The following is a 20,031-nucleotide window of genomic DNA, read 5'->3' as shown; positions in this document are numbered from 1 at the left end:
ATTATATTACAAAAAACCGCCTTCGGGGCACACTTCGTAATCTGTTGATAATCAGAACGATATGAATTGCGATTTAAAAGCTTACCTTTTGCAGTGCAATACATGACCTTTTGCAGTGCAAAAGCTAAGCTTTTGGAACGCAAAAGGTAAGCTTTTGACAGATGAATGAAGAATTTTTAGGACATTATCGAACTTTTCCCATATTGCGGAGGAAGGATTTTTGCGTTGTCAATGTCCCCCCAAAAAAATAAAACAGCTGCCTGTCTTTTGTCTTGCCCCGACGAGCTGGTGCTGATATGAGTTCACGGCGTATGGCTTTTAGTTGGTAAATTGCCGAATAACAATCCTCTGTAATTGAATGTTTCCAATGACTGATTTGGGACAAACAAGGATTGCATAAACCAAAAAGAAATCATAAAAAATAGGTATTGCGACATTCAAACCATACTCCGACCTTTGCTGCCAATTAAATTAATTTATTATCAATATGAAAAATTATAGAAAAAACCTATTGCCGGTATTGGCATTTTTTGTCATGGGGCTTTCCTCTTGCAGCAGCGATGATGCTATACAATATAGTGCAAATGCCCTTAAAAACACAGAGTTGATGACAGTGTTGAAGTCGAAAGGCTATCAATTTGACAAGGACGGCAAGCTGGAACTCAACGACTTGGCGAACAACACCACAGCGCTTGACCTCAGTGGCACCAACCTAAAGGACTTAAGCGGTCTTGACATCCTGCCAAACCTGAAGGAGGTGAAACTCTCCAACAACGGATATAAGATGGAGTTCGACTTCTCACAACTGCCGGCACAGATTACCGGGGTAGATTTGACGGGCAACGAAATTTATGAGTTCAAGGGGCTGACAAAAGAGGACGCAGAGGGCAATATCACCATTTTGCACAACCTTAACAAACTTTATCTGCCCAACAGTGCAAAATATAACGAGGATGAAATCGTGTCCTTTTATAAGACTGCGAAAGATGTTGATATGCAGATGAGCGATGAAAAAGGAACTTTGCAGAAATACAACACTCTGCGCACTATTCCAAACGTCGGACTTCGTGAAAGCTTGAAATCAATGTTTTCAAATCTCTTTGTTAAAGATGAAGCAGGTAATGATGTGATTGATATTTCAAAACGCCTTGTTAGTCCAGAACAAAAAGTACAATCTTTAGCATTTTACCCAGAGGTAGATGACTTGGATGGAGTACAATACATTATTCACAATAAAGGGTATGAAGGAACTGCTATTGGTATAGGCCCCTCTGAAGAATCTGGCAAGTACACATCCATACCTTATTTGAGAATCCCCAAGAGCGTACAAATGTTGGTGTTAGACCGCATAGACACACCCAATGGAATTATTTTGGATGATGCCACAAATCTCCGCCTATTGGGTATCTATGAAAATCCAGGTATAAAGGAGATTGATTTTTCTAAGTCTAAGGCTTTTGGTCAAAGGGGAATAGTAAAAGATATGCTCGGATTTGAGTTTTCATGGCTTGGTATAGAATGTTGAGACAAACTTGAGAAGATAACGATTCCTGAGAAAGCAAAGTATGCCGATGAAATAGGATTGCTATCTTTGAAGAATTTACAGGAGATAAACTTAGGCGGAATAGAAGGGGTTCTCAATCTTAAACTTATTTATCTGCCCAAGTGCAAAATTACCTATCCTAACTTTAAAGTTTTCATAAAAGTTGAAGATGTTGATATGGAAAATGGTCAAACTGTATTCTCCACAACAAAGGATGTCTATGACAACACCAATGGCGCCGCATTTGTGAAAAAATATCGTAAAAACCTTAGTAATGGCTATGGTATAAGATATTACAACAACTTCAATACAGAGTTTATACCGATTTTCGATTGGACGAAATAAGTGTGTTTTTTCATTATTATTAACTCGGTAATTTTTATCAAAATGAAAAAAGCATTATCGTTTATTGCACTCGTTGCAGCAAGAATATTCTTGCTGTGTTCTGTTGCGCTGTTTACTTGTTCTTTGTTTTCGTCATGTAGCGGCGATGAGGAGAATGGTAAAAAACCGGTGGAGGATAACCTTATCCTTAAAGCAAAGGATATTTTGAAAGATAGTATCGTAGTTCGTTCCAAGGCTATGATGGGACCTGTTGATAAGACGCTTCTTCCTGAAGGGTGTCCCTTGAAATATTATTTTTCATGGGACTTGAAGTCGGAGACTCCCCTGAACATCAAACTCAAAAATTTCTCGGTGGGCAATATGCCCGTACAGGTGTGGTTTAACATCTATTGCAGACTTATTCCACTTAACTCATGGGAGAAGGACGAATACAAAGGCGATGGCTGGATAAAGTTTACCGGTGTGAACGGTGATGTAACATATACTCCAAACCAGCATGATGTAAACGGTGAATATACTGACGGTAAAGGCGGAGCAGGAACTGTTATAGGTTATCTGAACGTGAACACAAAGCAGATAGAATTCTCCACCAATTTCAATGTCATGTTGATGCAGAGTTTTGTTTTTTTACAAACCATAGACTATTCGAAAATGGATACTTACGAGGAAGACTTTGCCAAATATGAGGCGGATTTAAAAGCTTATAAGAAAGAACATGGATTATAAGACACATATAATCGTGTGAATCTCCCTAAAGAATATGAACACTTCATTCGGATATCTCTACATAAAAAAAGCATCCTCTCATTATGTACAAAGTTATGCTTTTGCAGGCTGTAGGTTTAGGGGATTAAAATAGTAATAGTGAAAATAAGAATCATACATTTATCGTTTGTCCTTGTGCTGATAGGTTGGGGTGTAATGCCTGCCTCAGCACAGGATAAACAGAAAACGAAGTTAGACACGACGAAGACCATGCGGTTGGACAATGTAGTCGTTATGGGATCGCAATCAGCACGCCCCATGAAACTTTCGCCCATCACTACTCGGGTGCTAAGCGGAAAAGGATTGGTGGAGAGCGGTTACAGCGATTTCCAACAGGCACTGCAACACGAGACACCGGGACTAAGCATACAGAAAGTAACATTCGGAAGCGAAATCAACCTCGACGGTTTGGATGCCCGCCATGTGCTTTTCCTCACTGACGGCGAGCGCATGACGGGCGATATGGCAGGCAACCTTGACTACGAGCGTTTCAACCTTCATGCCATCGACCGCGTGGAAATAGTAAAAGGAGCAAGCAGCACACTCTACGGCAGCCGGGCTTCGGGAGCGGTGATCAACATCATCACAAAGAAAACAAACGAACCCTTTTCCTTTGACGCAGGTTTTCGTTGGGGACAAATGAATGAAAGAAATTTCAAAAACCCCAAGAAAAAGGATTTTATCTATATGTTTGAAAAGAATGCCGACCGTCCCAATCTGCAAGGATGGCTGTCGGCAGGGTTCAAGCAAGGCGCCTTCACATCACAAAGCGATGTATGGTATAGCGAGAGCGATGCTTTCTATCTGTATCAGGCCAAGAACGACCGCAAGGTCTATACGAAAGAGGCAAACCCTTTCTTGGAAAAGGACATCATTTTGGAAAGCACTTTTCCTCGTCCACCTATGGGAATAGAGGGACGTGAGCATATCATCGCCTCGCAAAAGCTCTATTTCGAGCCCTCAACGAATTTCAAGGCGCAAGCATACGGCTCAGTGTTTTTCATCAATCAGTATGATTTGGTGCAAGATCTCGTACTGACACAGGGACGCGATTACACGTGGGGGGCAAAAATGAGTTACACATTGAGAAATTGGCTCACGCTAACGGCGAGCCTTCACAAAGATTATTACGACCGCTTCAAACGCCATGAACGCCGCAATGAGCGCAAACCGGTTTACCACTCACGCATCTTCCAACCACGACTGACACTTAGCAGCAACTATTTCGCCGGACACGCGCTCATCATGGGCATAGAATATTGTGGCGACCGGCTGACGAGCGATCGCTTCGTAAATCACAAAATGACGTCGCGCACGTTGAAGGAGACTGAGTTTTACGTGCAGGACGATTGGACGGTGAACGACCATTGGATGATATCTGCAGGCGTGCGCACCAATTTTTCAGAAGCATTCGGATTCATGTATATGCCCAAAATTGCCGCAAAATTCTCACCCAACGACCATTGGGCAATACGTGCCAATTACTCCATGGGATACCGCTCGCCGAGCATCAAGGAACTGTTTTTCAACTGGGACCACTTGGGAATGTTCATGATCAAAGGTAACGAGTTCTTGAAACCCGAGAAGAGCAACTACGTGTCGGCAGGCGTGGAGTACAGTAACAGCCATTTCTTCTTCAACGGCACACTCTACGGAAATTTCTACCGTAAAAAGATAGAGGGAATATGGCGCATTTACGATATGCAATACAACTTCGAGTATGCCAATTTGAACCGCCAAACAATGGCCGGAATCGACCTGTTGGGACGTTGGACACCGGCAGATTGGCTCACGTTGAATGCCTCCTATTCGTATGTTCACGTGAGCAAGGAGAAAGGACTGCGCATCAACACCACATCGCCACATGCAGCAACAGCAGGCATAAAATACAGTTGCCGCAAGAAGAACTATCGCCTTGATGCCTATATGAACGCACAAATCATGGGAGAGAAACAATACGACGTGCAGGATCGTGTGTATGTGGAGAAAGAAGGTAGGTCGTATGATGCTTATTTTCGTTGCACGCTGCCCACTTATGTGCTATGCAACCTGAACGTGGCACAGACTTTCAAGGAGAAAATCAGACTTTCGGTGGGCATTGACAATATATTCAACTACAAACCAAAGACATTAGGGTCGGGATTGACTGCATTCAGCGTGCCTGCCACTGCCGGGGCAAGGGCATACATACAGTTGGAACTTAAAATAAGATAAAAGATGAATACAAAAATACTTCCGTTACTTCTGTTTCTCTCCTTGTCCATGAGTTCATGTTTGTCGTATGATGCCGAAGAATTCAATGGTAAGATTCTGCCACGTGTGGCGGGCTATACGACCGGAGTTACCAATGATTGGATATACTTCAACCTGCGCACCGGCGAGATATTCAATCGCAATGCTCCCAATCAGGACATCAAGGAGGGACAGCAAAAAAGCAGACTGGATTGGGATATAGCCATCTGTGGCTATCACATTCGCACCAACGGCGGTACAAGTGGCAATGGCAAGGGTGGTGCCATAGACCTTGGATTCGGCAACTACGACCACTGGCAGCGTGTGGAGCAACTGCCTGACCCTCAAGAGTGGATAGCCGACAACGACACCACGGTGAAGATAACTTATTCGCAAACAGATTGGTTTCGCTATGTGAACACCCATGGATTTGACCCGAAGGAGAATCCATGGTTCGACCCCAACAATGGGCCGCAACGCACACTCACGAGTGCAAACCCGGTGTTGGAAAGAAACATGTTTCTCGCAGGTCCGCCGATGACCTATACCCCTTCATATCACGTCTATGCCGTGCGTACCGCTGATGGCAAACGCTATTTCAAATTGCAGATTATCAGTTGGTACAACCAGCATACCGAAATAGACGACACGGGCGGACAGATAAGTTATTATTGTGATGAACTGAAATAAATATTCAAATGGAAAATAAAAAGAAAATCTATATTTGGCGTACTTTCATCTCATTTCTCTTAGTACTCTTTGCCATGCCCTTAGGTCATGCACTGATGATATTGATGGAGAAATTCATGAATGAAGAAGCCATGCACATAGGTGGTTTTGCGTTAGGAGCAATAGGACTGGTCATGGTGGTAATGGGCGTACTTGTGAAAGGCGACACCCGACAGACCTTATGGGGATTCTTCGGCGGATTGCTTTTTTGGACGGGTTGGGTAGAGTTTCTCTTCCTTTATTATGCTCGTCGGTATGGTGTTCAGCCGGAAATAGAAAACGGTGTGGTGGTGACGAAGCCCGAATATCTCATCATGCCGGCATCGTTTGGCATGTGGATAATGGTGATGACAATGTATGTGTTCTGTACAAAGAATGGATGCGACTTGATAACATGGATACAAAAGGTGTGTTTCCGTAGCAAACGGAAGGAAATAGCTGTGCAACCCATGACACGCCACACGAGCATCGTAACATTCATGGAGCTGAACATGATTCTTTGGGCTATGTATTTACTGCTGATGTTCTGCTACGACAAGACGTTCCTTGGCGATCACCACCCCATAACATTTCTTGTGGGAGTGGGCTGTCTCGTCGGCTCAGTCTTCATGCTGCGCCACCAGCTACACATCGCTGCATGGGGTGCAAACATTCGTATGGCGATTGCCACGGTCATAGTGTTTTGGACTCCGATTGAGATTCTTGGGCGCATCAACTTCTTTAAGGAGTTTTGGGTAGAGCCGGAGAAGTATGCATGGCAATTGGCGGTCATCCTTATAGTTTTTCTCTCATTGGGTATTTATCTTTGGTTCAAAGGTAAGCAACGAAGGATAACCAAATAACGATAAAAGGGACGGGAAGAAGAAGAAAAGATTCTCAATTGCGCAAAAACTGCCGACCGTAGCAACAGTCACGAGAGAAAACAATTCAGCTACCGAGAATTACCCACAAAAAATCGTTATCTGTCTCAAAACCGGATAACGCCATGGTGAGCAGGTGTTCAACATTAAGCGTACATATCATCCTTCGTTTCTTTATCTTACTTTGCCACAATCTTTCCGCCTTTTATGAATAGAACCAATAGCATCCTAAATGTTCTTTTTTTTGTTCCATCTACTAAAAGCTTAGCTTTCACTTTTTAAAAGCTTAGCTTTTGCATTGCAAAAGGTCATGTTTTGGAGTGCAAAAGCTAAGCTTTTAAATCGAGATTAATAACGTATTGATTATCAGTAAGATACAAAGCGAGTTTTTATCCCTGTTTTTATCATGCAATTTCGTTGGTCAGGTAGCATGTTCGCCATCAAGAATTCGTTTGCCTTCGCCTGAATGTGCCATCGCTAATCCATAAGCCGAAAACGTGCATTGGAAGATAAAACATCGCGGTTTTTCCATTTTCCATCGCGTTAATCCATCGCACAGGCCGGCAACGAATCACACGCCTTTTCTACCGAAATCGGCAGGTATCTCGCCCCACCTTTTCGTCTCCCATTTTATCATGGGTACAAGCACCGCGTGCATTTGCAACCATTTCTCAGCTCGTGCGATGATGTTATGCAATTCCGCCGTTTTCATGTTGCGTTCCAATTTGGTCTTACATTTCTTTTTTTTCACCCATGTTATGGCATTGTAAGAGTCGCTATAAATCACCTTATCGGTGATGCTTTGTTTCTCCATCAGCGCGAGCGCGTGCACGATGGCAAGGAACTCACCGATGTTATTCGTACCCCACGTTGGTCCGAAATGAAAGACTTGCGCTCCCGTTGCCAAATCAACGCAGCGATACTCCATGGGACCGGGATTGCCCGAGCAGGCGGCATCCACTGCCCATGCGTTTGCTTTCACTTCAAGTGGCAAGGGCAACACAGTGTCGTGGCGGTTGTTCGGAGGATTTTGTAACATAACCTGAAACCATTACATCCGTTCGGGAACCTCTATTCCCAACAATGCCATGCCGTTTTTGATAATCTTGGCTACATCGTGGGCAAGAACCAGACGCACGCTCTTTTCTTCCTCGCTTTCGGCGTTGAGAATGCTGTAGTCATGATAGAACTGATTGAATTCCTTGGTCAGCTCGTAACAATAGTTGGCAATGCCACTCGGACTGTAGTCTATTCCCGCTTGTGCCACTGCCACGCCAAAATCGTTCATTTTCTGGATGAGCTGAATTTCTTTCTCGTTCAAAGGCGCATCATCGGGCAGTGTGGCAGGCACCGTGAACTTCGTTTCCGCAGCTTTGCGCAGGATGCTTCTGATTCGGGCGTAAGTATATTGAATGAATGGACCCGTGTTGCCATTGAAGTCAATCGACTCCTCCGGATTGAAGAGCATGTTCTTGCGTGCATCTACTTTCAGAATAAAGTATTTCAAGGCACCCAACCCCACGACACGAGCAATCTCGTTCTTCTCTTCCTCACTCATATCCTTAAATTTTCCAAGTTCATCCGATGTCTTGCGAGCATCGGAAATCATGGCTTCGATGAGGTCGTCGGCATCTACCACGGTTCCCTCGCGACTTTTCATCTTCCCGTTGGGAAGTTCCACCATGCCGTAGGAGAAGTGGACAAGGTCTTTTCCCCATTTGAATCCCAACCTATCGAGAAGGATGGAGAGCACTTGGAAATGATAGTTTTGCTCGTTGCCCACCACATAAATCATCTTGTCGATGGGATAATCCTTGAAACGCATTTCCGCCGTACCGATGTCCTGAGTCATATAAACCGAAGTGCCATCGCCTCGGAGAAGCAACTTCTGATCGAGTCCTTCATCGGTGAGATCAGCCCATACGGAATTATCTTCCTTACGGATAAAAAGCCCTTTCGCCAAGCCCTCTTCCACCTTTTTCTTTCCTTCGAGATAGGTATTGCTCTCGTAGTAAATTTTATCGAAACTCACGCCCAGAGCTTTGTAAGTTTCGTCGAAGCCCGCGTACACCCAACCATTCATTGTTCGCCAAAGATTGCGAATGTCTGAATCTCCGGCTTCCCATTTCACGAGCATCTCGCGAGCTTCCTTCATCAATGGCGACTCTTGTTCTGCCTTGTTCTTGGCTGTTTCTTCGTCCATGCCCAGCGAAGTGTATTTCTCCATCAACTCTTTCTGTTCGGCACGATAATGTTTGTCAAAAGCCACATAGAAATCACCAATGAGGTGGTCGCCTTTCTTTCCTGCTTTCTCAGGAGTAACGCCCTCACCCCATTTCTGCCACGCCAACATGGACTTGCAGATATGGATGCCGCGGTCGTTCACAATGTTGGTCTTTATCACCTTGTAACCATTGGCTTCCATGATTTGCGCCAATGCCCATCCGAGCAGATTATTGCGTACGTGCCCCAAATGCAGGGGCTTGTTCGTGTTGGGCGAAGAATACTCCACCATTGCCAACGGACTGTCCGCCGTTAAGCGTTTCTCTCCAAACTTCTCGTCGGCATGAATATCATTGAGCAGTCCAATCCATGCTGCCGGAGCAACAACGAGGTTAAGAAAGCCTTTCACAACGTTAAAACCCTCCACTGCCTTACAGTTCTTCTTGAGATGTTCTCCCAGTTCTCTCGCCGTATCTTCAGGCTTCTTTCGCGAGGTTTTCAACAATGGAAAGGTAACGAGCGTAAGGTTTCCCTCAAATCCGGAACGGGTTTTTTGCAACTGAATCATTGTCGCGGGCACTTCCGTTCCATATAGTTCTTTCACGGCTGAAAGTGCCGCATGAGTTATCTGTTCTTCTATCTTCATGTTCGTAAATGATTATATGCCTGCAAAGGTAATAAAAAAAAAGAAAAAAGTCCCGGCTCACATATAAAGATAAAGGAGCGGACATATTTCAATTGGGGGCATCCCATGCTCTGCCTCGGGTGTTTCGTGCCGGGGACAATAAAAAAAGACGCTCCCTACGGAACGTCCTTTTCATTTTTACGCTTACTTTCGTTAAGCGTTTACTGCGTCTGCCAACTCGGCACCAGCCTTGAACTTGGCAACTTTCTTAGCGGCAATCGTAATTTTCTGCTTTGTTGCCGGATTGATTCCTTCATGAGCCGGACGCTCCGTAACAGAGAATGTACCGAAGCCTACCAACTGAACCTTGTCACTTGCAACCAATGCCTCTTTAATGGCAGCTGTTGTTGCGTCCAATGCTTTCTTTGCGTCAGCCTTGCTCAAACCTGCGCCGGCTGCAATCTTCTCAATCAGTTCTGATTTGTTCATAACCTTAATCTTTTTTATTAAATATATATAAATTATCTACTTTCTTTGTTGCAAATATACTTGTTTCATTTCGTAATACAAACAAAAAGCAAAGAAAAGTGAAGAAATTACTAAAAAAAAGTGCTTATATGCGCGATTTATGCGCGATAACAGGAAAATTTCGTAATTTTGCGTGCTGAAATAGAATGTTATCAAATTATGCGTAATCTACCAATTGTAACAAAAAACTTGCTGATCATTAATATCCTGATGTTCCTCATGACGATGGGAACGGGAAGAATGGGGATAGATCTCAACAAGATATTCGGACTGCACTTTTTCCTCGCAGAGGATTTCCATCTGTGGCAACTATTCACTTATATGTTCATGCACGGCGGTTTCATGCACATCCTGATGAACATGTTTATGTTGTGGATGTTCGGAATGGTGGTTGAGAACGTTTGGGGGCCAAAGAAATTTCTGTTTTATTATTTGATCTGTGGAGTTGGAGCCGGAATTTGCCAAGAATTGGCTCAATATGGTTCATATATGATGGAAGGACTCTCTGCCTATCAATATGTGAACATAAACGGCATGAGGATGATCATGGGCGATTATCTGAACCTTTGGACTACGGTGGGGGCATCGGGTGCCATCTATGGTGTGCTGTTGGCATTTGGAATGATGTTCCCCGAAGAACGAATGTTCATCATTCCCATTCCCATTCCCATCAAGGCGAAATGGATCATCATTGGTTCCATCGCCATTGAGCTGTTTTCCGCTTTTGGAACAAGCAACGATGGTGTGGCACATCTCGCCCACTTGGGAGGAATGCTTTTCGGATTTCTACTCATCAAGTATTGGCAGAAACACCCATACGCCGGAGATGACTTTGGAATGAACAGAGGTGAACAGTTCTTTAACCACCTGCGCAACAACTGGGAACAACGCAAAACCCGAACGACCGGCAAGCGACAAGGTAGCGATTACTCGGATTGGCACACGAAGAACACGCAACAACCTGAAAGCGACTGGGATTATAACACACGAAAAAAACGCGAACAGGAAGAAATTGACAAGATTCTCGACAAGATTCGCAAGAGTGGATATGACAGTCTGACAAAAGAAGAAAAACAAAGACTGTTTGACAACAGCAAGTAAGCACGAGTCTCTCTATACCAAAAATATCGAAAAGCAATGTTTTTTCTCGGTAAAGACAGCAAAGCGGAAAGTGGTACACAAAGAAAAAACCACCGATGGTTCTTATTCCTGCTCTTAAAAGTTCTCAACGTGCTGACAATCATCGCCATGATGATGGTGGGTTTCTCCGACAGAATCAATCCGACGGAACACGCCTTATGGTCCATTCTCGGACTGGGGTTTCCCATTCTCTTGATTATCAATCTGGGATTCCTTGTCTTTTGGGTCTTTTTTCGCGCGAGAATGGTTTGGCTTCCCTTACTCGGACTGTTAATGTGCTATGTGCCCATTCGCAAATACACCCCTTTCAACCCACCAAAGGATCCCCCTTTCAAATCATTGAAAGTGCTTTCCTACAACGTTTTCATGTTCGCTGTTGAGGATTTGGATGAGAATGAGGATAATCCGATTGTGAATTATATCCTCGACAGTAAAGCCGACATCGTTTGTTTGCAGGAAGCGGACACGATGGGTGTGAAACGAAAAAATGTTTTCAAACGTTTCAGGGCAGCATTCCCTTATTGCGATGCTGAGAAAGCTCCCATAAAATATGGGCAAACCATGATCTTGCTGAGTAGATTCCCCATACTCCGAAAAGAAAGAATAGCATACGAATCGGAAGGAAACAGTAGTTTCGCGTATATCATTGATTATCATGGCACGGAAGTGCTTGTTATCAACAACCACTTTGAGAGCAATCGCATGACTGAGGAAGACAAAGAGAGCTATAAGAGCATCGTGAAAGATCCTTTGAACAACTTAGACGCACCGGAAGTCCCCACGCGATTGATCGACAAGCTTACCACCGCTGCCACCTTGCGTGCTCCACAAGTGGAAACCGTGGCAGCATACGTGAAGAAATATCAAAGCCGACGAATGCCCATTATCCTCTGTGGCGACTTCAATGATAGCCCGATAAGCTACGCCCACCACACGATAGAGAAGCTTCTGACCGATTGCTATGTATCCTGCGGTAATGGTCCGGGAATATCCTATAACCGGAGCGGAATGTATTTCCGCATCGATCATATTTTTTGTTCGGATGATTTCAAGCCTTATGGAGCGAAAGTGGATAATAAAATAGCGGCATCCGATCATTATCCTATCTACACATGGCTAAAATTCACGCCAAAACCTTAAAAAATAGAGAATAAAATCGTTTAAATTTTCTAAAACGTGAAAAAATAACTATCTTTGCACGTCTATATATTGAGTAAAGAACAAACAAAAAGAAGCGAGCCATCAACCGGGGAACTGTTGATAACAATGCAACGGTCAGAGATTTCCCTAAGCTGAAAGGCAAAAAATCAAAGGACAATCAGAGGAAGCGCGAAGGGCAAAAGCCCATTGGTTGTCGAAAAGTCGGAAGGCTGATTGCGATGAAAAAACAATAAATCAAATCAAACAAATAAAATGCAAAACAAAGGATTAGTAATTTGTGTTGCCGTCTTGCTGACGCTTGCAAGCATTTTCTACTTGTCTTTCACGGTAGCAACAAGCTACTATGACAGTCAGGCGGCAAAGATTAAAGACCCTATTGCGCAACAGGACTATAAGGACTCTGTGAAGTACATGGGTATTTACTCCTACCAAAAGTGTCTTGAAACACAGATAGGTCTCGGACTTGACCTTAAAGGCGGTATGAACGTTATCCTTGAGATTTCCGTTCCCGACGTAGTGGATGTGCTCGCCGACCACAAGACCGATGCAGCCTACGTAAAGTCGATGGAAGAAGCAAAGGAACAGGAAATGACCAGTCAGGCAGACTTCATCTCTCTCTTCATTGATGCATACCACAAGAATGCTCCGGGACACAGACTGGCAGAGATATTCGCCACACAACAGCTCAAAGGCAAGGTGAACACCCAGAGTACTGACAAGGAAGTGGAAGCCGCGCTTCGCGAAGAAATCACGGCAGCCATCGACAATTCCTACAACGTGGTGCGCAACCGTATCGACCAGTTTGGAGTGGTTCAGCCCAACATTCAGAAACTTGAGGGTCAGGAAGGCAGACTCATGGTGGAAATGCCGGGTATCCGTGAACCGGAACGTATGCGCAAACTCTTGCAAGGCTCCGCTAATCTTGAGTTTTGGGAGACATACAACAACCAAGAAATCGCACCTTATTTAACACAGCTTGACCAACGGTTGGCTAACGGCGATACAAAGGTGGAAGACAACGACACTGCCAAAGCAGAAGCAAGTGCCCAGACCAAGGCAACCCAACCCACATCAAAACTCTCGTTGAAAAGAGATAATAAACTTGTTGCCAAAAGTACCAATGCTCAGATGGCAGCAGCAAAGAAGCGCAACCCCTTGTTATCAATGTTGCAGCTCGTTCCGGGCGATGCGTTAAGCATGGTGGGCTATGCCAGCGCACGTGATACGGCAGCCATAAACAAAATTATTTACAGCCGTTTGGCAAAACAGGTATTGCCTTCCGACTTGCGTCTGCTTTGGAGCGCGAAGCCGGCAGATGGTGTGCAACAGAAGAATATCTACGAATTGCATGCCTTGAAAATAACCACCGCCGATGGTCGCGCACCGTTGGAAGGTGATGTGATAACAGATGCCAAAGACCAGTTCGACCAATTCGGGCGTCCGGAAGTAAGCATGAGCATGAATGCCGACGGCGCACGTCAATGGGCTAACCTGACAAAGACAAACATCGGCAAAGCCATTGCCGTTGTTCTCGATGGGCTTGTTTACACTTCACCGCGCATCAAGCAGGAGATTGATGGCGGTCAGTCGTCCATTTCCGGATCGTTCACCATAGAAGACACGAAAGACCTTGCCAACACCCTGAAATCTGGTAGAATGCCTGCTCCGGCACGCATCGTACAAGAAGAAGTGGTAGGTCCTACACTGGGTGCACAATCCATCCGTCAAGGTCTGTGGTCGTTTGGAATTGCTTTCGTACTCCTGATGATTTACATGATTGTCATGTACGACCTCATCCCCGGTATGCTCGCCAACGCTGCGTTGCTTGCCAACCTCTTCTTTACGTTAGGCATCCTCGCCTCATTCCAATCGGCACTAACCATGCCGGGTATTGCCGGTATCGTGCTAACGCTTGGTACCGCCGTTGATGCCAACGTGCTCATCTACGAGCGCATCAAGGAAGAGATGCGAGCAGGCAAGGGCATCAAAGAGGCTCTGAAAGCCGGTTACAGCAATGCTTTCTCTGCCATCTTCGACTCCAACCTCACCTCGCTCATCACCGGTGTCATCCTCCTTGTAACGGGTACGGGTCCCATCCGAGGCTTCGCCACCACTTGGATCATCGGTTTGGTTTGCTCTTTCTTCACCGCAGTGTTCGTAACTCGTATCATCTACGAGAACCGTCTGAAGAAAGACAAATGGCTCAACCAGAAATTCCATACTTCCATCAGCAAGAACATGTTGCAGAACACAAACTGGCACTTCATGAGCATGTACAAGAAGAGCTTCACCGCATGGGGCATTGCCATTGTTATCTGCATCGTTAGTTTCGCTGTTCGCGGACTGAGCCAGAGCATCGACTTCACCGGAGGTCGCAACTATGTCGTTACGTTGAATAAATCGGTACATGTCGAGGAGGTTCGCAAGGTATTGGAGAATGCGTTTGTCAATACCAATGGAGAGAATGCCGGCAAACTTGCCACCACCAATGTCATCGCCTTGGGAACGGAGGGCAACACCATCCGTGTATCCACTAACTACAATATCGATTCCAACGATCCGGCTGAAGACGACCATGCAGAGAACTTGCTCTACACCGCGTTGAAGAAAGGAAACTTCGTAAGTCAGAAAGACGTGGAAAGTTTCAAAAACCCGGACATCCGCGAGGGTGGATCCATCATCAGCTCGGCAAAGGTTGGTCCGTCGGTGGCAAAGGACATCACCCACGGTGCCATCATCAGCGTTGCACTTGCCATCGTGTTCATCTTCCTCTACATCCTTCTCCGATTCCGCAACATCGGTTTCTCTGTAGGTTCTATCGTAGGTTTGATTCTCGACACGACAATCGTAGTGGGCATTTTCTCACTATGCTATGGATGGATAGGATTCTCGCTCGAGATTGACCAGACGTTCATCGGTGCCATCCTGACGGTAATCGGTTACGACATCAATGATACCGTGGTTGTATATGACCGTATTCGCGAGAATCTGCGCAACAACAAGCATCGTCTGAACAAGACCGATATGCAGGCGTTATTCAACGATTCCATTAACCAGACCCTCGCACGTACCGTCAACACCTCTGTTTCCACCTTGATTGTATTAGTATCCATCTTTGTACTCGGTGGCGACAGCATTCGCAGCTTCTCGTTCGCGATGATTATCGGTGTGATCATCGGTACACTCTCTTCCATTTTCATTGCTTCGCCGGTAGCTTATTTGGTATTGGGAAAGAAAATAGAAAACCGCTTGGCGGTCGCTACGGCTGACGAAACGAAGAGTTAAGGGGCATAAACTTTATGACAAATAATCAAAAAAGGTCGGTACTTCACAGTAAGTGCCGACCTTTTGTTTTCCCAAAAATGAAAAAATGCGAAGGAAAAAAACGGAACAATTCTCTAAAAACACACAAGCGAAAAACGAGTCTATAAACTCTTGAAAATAAGTACTTTACGAGACAGTATTCAAAAGCTTAGCTTTTACACTCTAAAAGCTTACCTTTTAGCTGTCAAAAGCTCACCTTTTGCAATGCAAAAGGTGAGCTTTTGGAAATTGGTGGTGAACGTCGGTATCAAAACTGCTTTCTCATACCGGCAAAAAGCCATAAAAAGTATCTGTTCATTCACTTTCCGAGGTCTTCCGCCTATAGGTGATAATCGTATTCCCGAAGTTTCCCACTTGTGTGATGGTTAAATTCTTGGGCAACGTGGGTGCATCGGTTCCATCCTCCACAACGAAAGGGGCGGTTTCCACCCTTATCTCGTCCCATAAACCCCGGTCGATGAACGATTGAAGGAGTTTTCTCCCACCTTCCACAACCAGACTTTGCATCTCATTCTCGTACAGATGTTTGAGAAGCGAGGGAATGTTTGGGAAGACGTGTGCCGGATTCTGAAATGAAAGCGAGGAAGACAAAACAAACTTCTGCGGACTGTTACCACTCCATTCTCGCACGTTCAATCGCGGATGTTCCAACTCTTCGGTTATCCGTCCCACAAGTATGGCATCGTTCTCAGCACGCAGTTTGTGCACCAGCATTTTGGTGAAAGGTGTGGAGAGGAGCAGAGGGATATGCCGTAATTGCGCGCTCGTGCCGTTTTGTGAAGGTCGCGCGGTCGAATTGCCTATTTTGCCATTGACAGTCTGTGCCCATTTTAGTAGAATGTAAGGACGCTTATGAGTGTGAAAAGTGATGAATTTCCGATTCAGGTCCAAGCATTCTTTCTCCAGCACCCCCGTCGTAACTTCTATTCCCGCATCCCTGATGCGCCGTATGCCTCGTCCCTGCACCTCGGAGAAAGGGTCTATGCAACCACAGACCACACGTCTTACGCCTTTGCGAACAATGAGATCGGCACAGGGGGGTGTCTTCCCATAGTGCGAACACGGTTCAAGACTAACATAGAGCGTGGCTTTGTCAAGCAACGGTTCGTCTTCAGCACGCACTGAGGCGAACGCATTGACCTCCGCATGTCCCTCGCCGCAACGAATGTGGCAACCTTCGCCGATAATCCTGCCTTCTTCACTCACGATTACCGCACCGACCATTGGGTTGGGTCTTGCCGATAGCTGACCGTTTTTTGCGAGTTGCAAACAGCGTCGCATATACATTTCGTCTGTTTCCGTTTGTATCATATCCATTTATTTTCTACCTTTGCAAAATGTCATATCAGAAATTGTGCAAACGACTCACACCTCTTTATCCCGAAGGCGAGGCACAAGCCATCGTGCGCACCGTCTTGGAAGTCCGCTTCGGACTAACTCCAACGGATGTTTACGCAGGCAAAGTTAATGAATTATCCACAGACGACGCAGCCGAACTCGAAAAAATGATGCTCCGGTTGGAGCAATCGGAACCGGTGCAATACGTCTTGGGCGAAGCCGACTTCATGCACCGTGGCTTTCATGTAGAAAAAGGAGTGCTGATACCACGTCCTGAGACCGAAACGCTCTGCCGATGGGTGATGGAAGATTACGACCACCCTTATTGCGCCTTACGCCCCCCAAAACCATTAAGCATCTTGGACGTGGGCACGGGAAGCGGATGTATTGCCATTACGCTGGCATTAGACCTCGATAACTCTTCCGTTTCCGCATGGGATCTCTCCGGCAACGCACTGCTAACAGCTCGCAGCAACGCGTTGAGACTGGGAGCCAACGTAAACTTTCAATGTGTGGATATACTTCATCCAAGCAAGGGAAGCGAAGAGTTCGACATTATCGTAAGTAATCCGCCCTATATCTGTGAGAAAGAACGCGGAGAAATGGAACGAAACGTATTGGATTATGAACCGGAAGAAGCCCTCTTCGTTCCCAATGACGACCCACTGCGCTTCTATCGAGCCATAGCCGAATACGCATCGAAAACGTTAAGCAGGGGCGGAGCACTCTATTTCGAAACCAATCCACATTATATATATAAGGTGAGAGAAGCATTGACCGCTTTGGGATTCGTCGGAATGCAGCTGAGGAACGACCCATTCGGAAAACAACGATTCATTAAAGCCTTTCGACCATGAAACCAATGAAACCGATGACAGAAGCTGAAGCATTGAAAAAACTCGGCAACCTATGTGCCCGCGGAGAGCATTGCTCCGGAGAAATGCAGGAGAAGATGCACAAATGGGGACTGTCCACCGATGCGCAAGAACGAATTACAGACTATCTCATCGAGCACAAATACATCGATGATGAACGCTTTACACGCTTTTTCGTGCACGATAAAATCGCATACAACAAATGGGGACGAAAAAAGATAGAACAGGCATTATGGATGAAACGAGTGCCCGAACAGATTTCGCGACCTATTTTAGACGAGGTGCCGGATGATGAGTATCTGACCGTGCTGCGACCGCTTCTGAAAAACAAACTTCCGGGAATAAAAGCCACAACCGACTATGAACGTTCCATGAAACTTATAAAGTTCGCAATGGGGCGTGGGTTCACCATCGATCTCATTCGCAAGTGCATCGACGATGAAACAGAAATTGACGATGAAACCTTCGAATAGTTTTTTTGCTCGTTTAATCGACCTTATCGCACCACGTGCTTGTCCGGCATGCGGCAATAGATTAAGCATAACGGAACGAATGCTCTGCGCCAACTGCAACCTTGCACTTCCAAGAAGAAACTATTATCTTTCGCCTTACGACAATGAGCTTGCCAGACTTTTCTGGGGCAGAATCCCCATAGAGAAATGTGTCGCCTTTTGCCTATATCAACCACAGGCACTCTTCAGCCACCTTATCTATAAATTGAAGTATTACGACCATCCGGAGATAGGAACGGAATTGGGAAGAATGATAGCAGAAGAATATCTACCCACGGGTTTCTTCGAGGGCATTGACCTCCTGCTACCTGTTCCGTTGGCACGAAAACGCATTCGGCTCAGAGGCTACAACCAAAGTGTGGAGATAGCGCGTGGCATTAAGTCGGCAACTCACTTGCCAATTGTGGAGAATGCCGTAAGACGCAAGTCGTTCAAAGGTAGCCAAACAAAGAGAAACAGATGGGAACGCAATATGAACGTTGAGAACGACTTTGAACTGTTACGTGCCAAAACGCTTGAGAACAAACACGTGTTACTGATAGATGATGTCATAACCACAGGTGCCACCATAACAGCACTTGGCAAAGAAGTGATGAAAGCCCAAAACGTAAAAATAAGTATCTTGGCTTTGGGATTCACTAAAAGTTAACTATCTTTGCACAGAAAAGCAACTTAAAGAAACAATGGAAGACTTAAAAAAAATATTCGCAGGAAAACTCTTGAGCATTAAAGCCATTAAATTGCAACCCAACGATCCTTTCCTATGGGCAAGTGGATGGCACTCACCATTCTATTGCGATAACCGCAAAACGCTTTCGTATCACGATGTACGCTCCTTCGTAAAGCTGGAGCTCACCCATGCCATTATGAAGCATTTCCCCGAAGCAACCGCTGTTGCCGGCGTAGCTACCGGAGCAATAGCTCAGGGCGCACTGGTTGCCGACGAATTGGCAATGCCTTACGCATACGTTCGCCCGAAACCGAAAGACCACGGCATGAAAAACCAAATCGAAGGCGAACTGCCCAAAGGCGCGAAAGTAGTGGTGGTAGAGGATTTAATCTCCACCGGTGGCTCTTCGCTGAAGGCTGTGGCTGCTTTACGTGAAGCCGGCTTCGAAGTTGTAGGCATGGTGGCATCCTATACCTATGGCTTCCCGGTGGCAGAACAAGCTTTCCGCGACGCAAACGTGCAGCTCGTAACGCTCACCGATTATCACAACGTGGTGGAGAAAGCATTGGAAACGGGTTATATCAAGAAAGAAGATGTACCGATGCTCGACGAATGGCGCGTAGATCCTGCCAATTGGAAAAAGTAAAGCAAGGAAAAAACAGATGAGTAAGTTTGAAAGCAGCATAAAGCAAATCCCCTATTCGCAGCAAAGTGTCTATAAGATGCTGAGCGATCTGAGAAACATCGAACGGGTGAAAGGGGCAGTTCCGGAAGAAAAATTAAAAGATTTAACTTTCGACAGCGACACTATCTCCATCAGCGTGCCACCGGTTGGTCATGTGAGTATGCGCATCATGGAACGAGAAGAACCCAAAATGATAAAGTTTGCAAGCGAGAAATCGCCTATATCCTTTAATTTTTGGATACAAATCCTGCCCACCGGCGAAGCAAGTTCCAAGATTCGACTGACCATAGATGCCGAAATACCTTTCTTCGCTAAGGGAATGGTCGCAAAGCCACTACAGGAGGGAATAGAGAAAATTGCCGACGTGTTGGCAATGATTCCTTACGAATAGGCTTTCGCTTGCCGATAATCCTGCTATGGCATACATATCTCGCCACTTTGAGATACGTATCTCATTACCACCGACATACGTATCT

The 20,031-nt window shown here is 45.5% G+C and carries 18 protein-coding genes; 14 read left to right on the top strand and 4 right to left on the bottom strand.

Annotated features, from left to right (window positions below):
• Positions 1 to 487 precede the first annotated feature (487 nt).
• The 6 genes from ETF27_RS07555 to ETF27_RS07535 all read left to right on the top strand — a co-directional run bounded on the left by ETF27_RS07555 (position 488) and on the right by ETF27_RS07535 (position 6,456).
• On the top strand, positions 488 to 1,525 hold the full coding sequence (locus ETF27_RS07555) for a leucine-rich repeat domain-containing protein (protein WP_181951344.1): 1,038 nt from the start codon (positions 488 to 490) through the stop codon (positions 1,523 to 1,525).
• A gap of 66 nt (positions 1,526 to 1,591) precedes the next feature.
• Positions 1,592 to 1,888: a hypothetical protein gene (locus ETF27_RS11305; protein ID WP_181951345.1), complete on the top strand. Its 297-nt coding sequence runs from the start codon at positions 1,592 to 1,594 to the stop codon at positions 1,886 to 1,888.
• A 42-nt stretch (positions 1,889 to 1,930) separates the two neighbouring features.
• A complete protein-coding gene (locus tag ETF27_RS07550) occupies positions 1,931 to 2,614 on the top strand; it encodes a DUF4903 family protein (RefSeq protein ID WP_130830549.1) in 684 nt (227 codons plus the stop codon).
• Between the two features lie 195 nt (positions 2,615 to 2,809).
• Complete coding sequence (locus ETF27_RS07545; protein WP_130830664.1) at positions 2,810 to 4,867, top strand: TonB-dependent receptor plug domain-containing protein; 2,058 nt, start codon at positions 2,810 to 2,812, stop codon at positions 4,865 to 4,867.
• A gap of 3 nt (positions 4,868 to 4,870) precedes the next feature.
• Positions 4,871 to 5,575 carry an HmuY family protein gene (locus ETF27_RS07540; RefSeq protein ID WP_130830689.1) on the top strand — a complete coding sequence of 235 codons (705 nt, stop codon included), beginning with the start codon at positions 4,871 to 4,873 and terminating at the stop codon, positions 5,573 to 5,575.
• An 8-nt stretch (positions 5,576 to 5,583) separates the two neighbouring features.
• Complete coding sequence (locus tag ETF27_RS07535) at positions 5,584 to 6,456, top strand: hypothetical protein (protein WP_130830688.1); 873 nt, start codon at positions 5,584 to 5,586, stop codon at positions 6,454 to 6,456.
• Positions 6,457 to 7,045: 589 nt separating this feature from the next.
• Here ETF27_RS07535 and ETF27_RS07530 read toward each other — a convergent pair.
• The 3 genes from ETF27_RS07530 to ETF27_RS07520 form a co-directional block, all read right to left on the bottom strand.
• Complete coding sequence (locus ETF27_RS07530; protein WP_130830551.1) at positions 7,046 to 7,513, bottom strand: RNase H family protein; 468 nt, start codon at positions 7,511 to 7,513, stop codon at positions 7,046 to 7,048.
• Positions 7,514 to 7,525: 12 nt separating this feature from the next.
• Complete coding sequence (argS, locus tag ETF27_RS07525; RefSeq protein ID WP_147785651.1) at positions 7,526 to 9,343, bottom strand: arginine--tRNA ligase; 1,818 nt, start codon at positions 9,341 to 9,343, stop codon at positions 7,526 to 7,528.
• Between the two features lie 192 nt (positions 9,344 to 9,535).
• A complete protein-coding gene (locus ETF27_RS07520) occupies positions 9,536 to 9,811 on the bottom strand; it encodes an HU family DNA-binding protein (protein WP_130830553.1) in 276 nt (91 codons plus the stop codon).
• Positions 9,812 to 10,009: 198 nt separating this feature from the next.
• Between ETF27_RS07520 and ETF27_RS07515 the strand changes: the two genes are divergently transcribed.
• From ETF27_RS07515 to secDF, 3 genes are all read left to right on the top strand, one after another.
• Positions 10,010 to 10,951 carry a rhomboid family intramembrane serine protease gene (locus ETF27_RS07515; RefSeq protein ID WP_130830554.1) on the top strand — a complete coding sequence of 314 codons (942 nt, stop codon included), beginning with the start codon at positions 10,010 to 10,012 and terminating at the stop codon, positions 10,949 to 10,951.
• A gap of 36 nt (positions 10,952 to 10,987) precedes the next feature.
• Complete coding sequence (locus ETF27_RS07510) at positions 10,988 to 12,130, top strand: endonuclease/exonuclease/phosphatase family protein (RefSeq protein WP_130830555.1); 1,143 nt, start codon at positions 10,988 to 10,990, stop codon at positions 12,128 to 12,130.
• A 273-nt stretch (positions 12,131 to 12,403) separates the two neighbouring features.
• Positions 12,404 to 15,436, top strand: a complete 3,033-nt coding sequence (gene secDF / locus ETF27_RS07505) for a protein translocase subunit SecDF (RefSeq protein WP_130830556.1) — start codon at positions 12,404 to 12,406, stop codon at positions 15,434 to 15,436.
• 333 nt (positions 15,437 to 15,769) lie between these two features.
• On the opposite strand, the gene ribD is transcribed toward secDF, so the two are convergent.
• Positions 15,770 to 16,786, bottom strand: coding sequence for a bifunctional diaminohydroxyphosphoribosylaminopyrimidine deaminase/5-amino-6-(5-phosphoribosylamino)uracil reductase RibD (gene ribD, locus ETF27_RS07500; RefSeq protein ID WP_130830665.1), 1,017 nt, complete (start codon positions 16,784 to 16,786; stop codon positions 15,770 to 15,772).
• Between the two features lie 26 nt (positions 16,787 to 16,812).
• Between ribD and prmC the strand changes: the two genes are divergently transcribed.
• The 5 genes from prmC to ETF27_RS07475 are packed head-to-tail and all read left to right on the top strand — an operon-like array spanning position 16,813 to position 19,946.
• The gene (gene prmC, locus ETF27_RS07495) at positions 16,813 to 17,670 is read left to right on the top strand and encodes a peptide chain release factor N(5)-glutamine methyltransferase (RefSeq protein ID WP_130830557.1); all 858 of its coding nucleotides are present in this window, start codon (positions 16,813 to 16,815) and stop codon (positions 17,668 to 17,670) included.
• Entirely contained in the window at positions 17,667 to 18,161 is a 495-nt protein-coding gene (locus ETF27_RS07490) for a regulatory protein RecX (protein ID WP_130830558.1), read from the top strand. The genes prmC and ETF27_RS07490 overlap by 4 nt, the downstream gene beginning before the upstream one ends.
• Positions 18,127 to 18,849: a ComF family protein gene (locus tag ETF27_RS07485; RefSeq protein WP_240048153.1), complete on the top strand. Its 723-nt coding sequence runs from the start codon at positions 18,127 to 18,129 to the stop codon at positions 18,847 to 18,849. The genes ETF27_RS07490 and ETF27_RS07485 overlap by 35 nt, the downstream gene beginning before the upstream one ends.
• A gap of 34 nt (positions 18,850 to 18,883) precedes the next feature.
• Positions 18,884 to 19,516: an orotate phosphoribosyltransferase gene (pyrE, locus tag ETF27_RS07480; protein WP_130830559.1), complete on the top strand. Its 633-nt coding sequence runs from the start codon at positions 18,884 to 18,886 to the stop codon at positions 19,514 to 19,516.
• Between the two features lie 16 nt (positions 19,517 to 19,532).
• On the top strand, positions 19,533 to 19,946 hold the full coding sequence (locus ETF27_RS07475; RefSeq protein ID WP_130830560.1) for an SRPBCC family protein: 414 nt from the start codon (positions 19,533 to 19,535) through the stop codon (positions 19,944 to 19,946).
• Positions 19,947 to 20,031: the final 85 nt, after the last annotated feature.

Source organism: Prevotella brunnea, from assembly GCF_008016795.1.
In the GTDB taxonomy this organism is placed as follows: Bacteria; Bacteroidota; Bacteroidia; order Bacteroidales; family Bacteroidaceae; genus Prevotella; species Prevotella brunnea.
The sequence above is the reverse complement of the archived record's forward strand: the minus strand, read 5'-3'. Positions and strand labels throughout refer to the sequence as shown.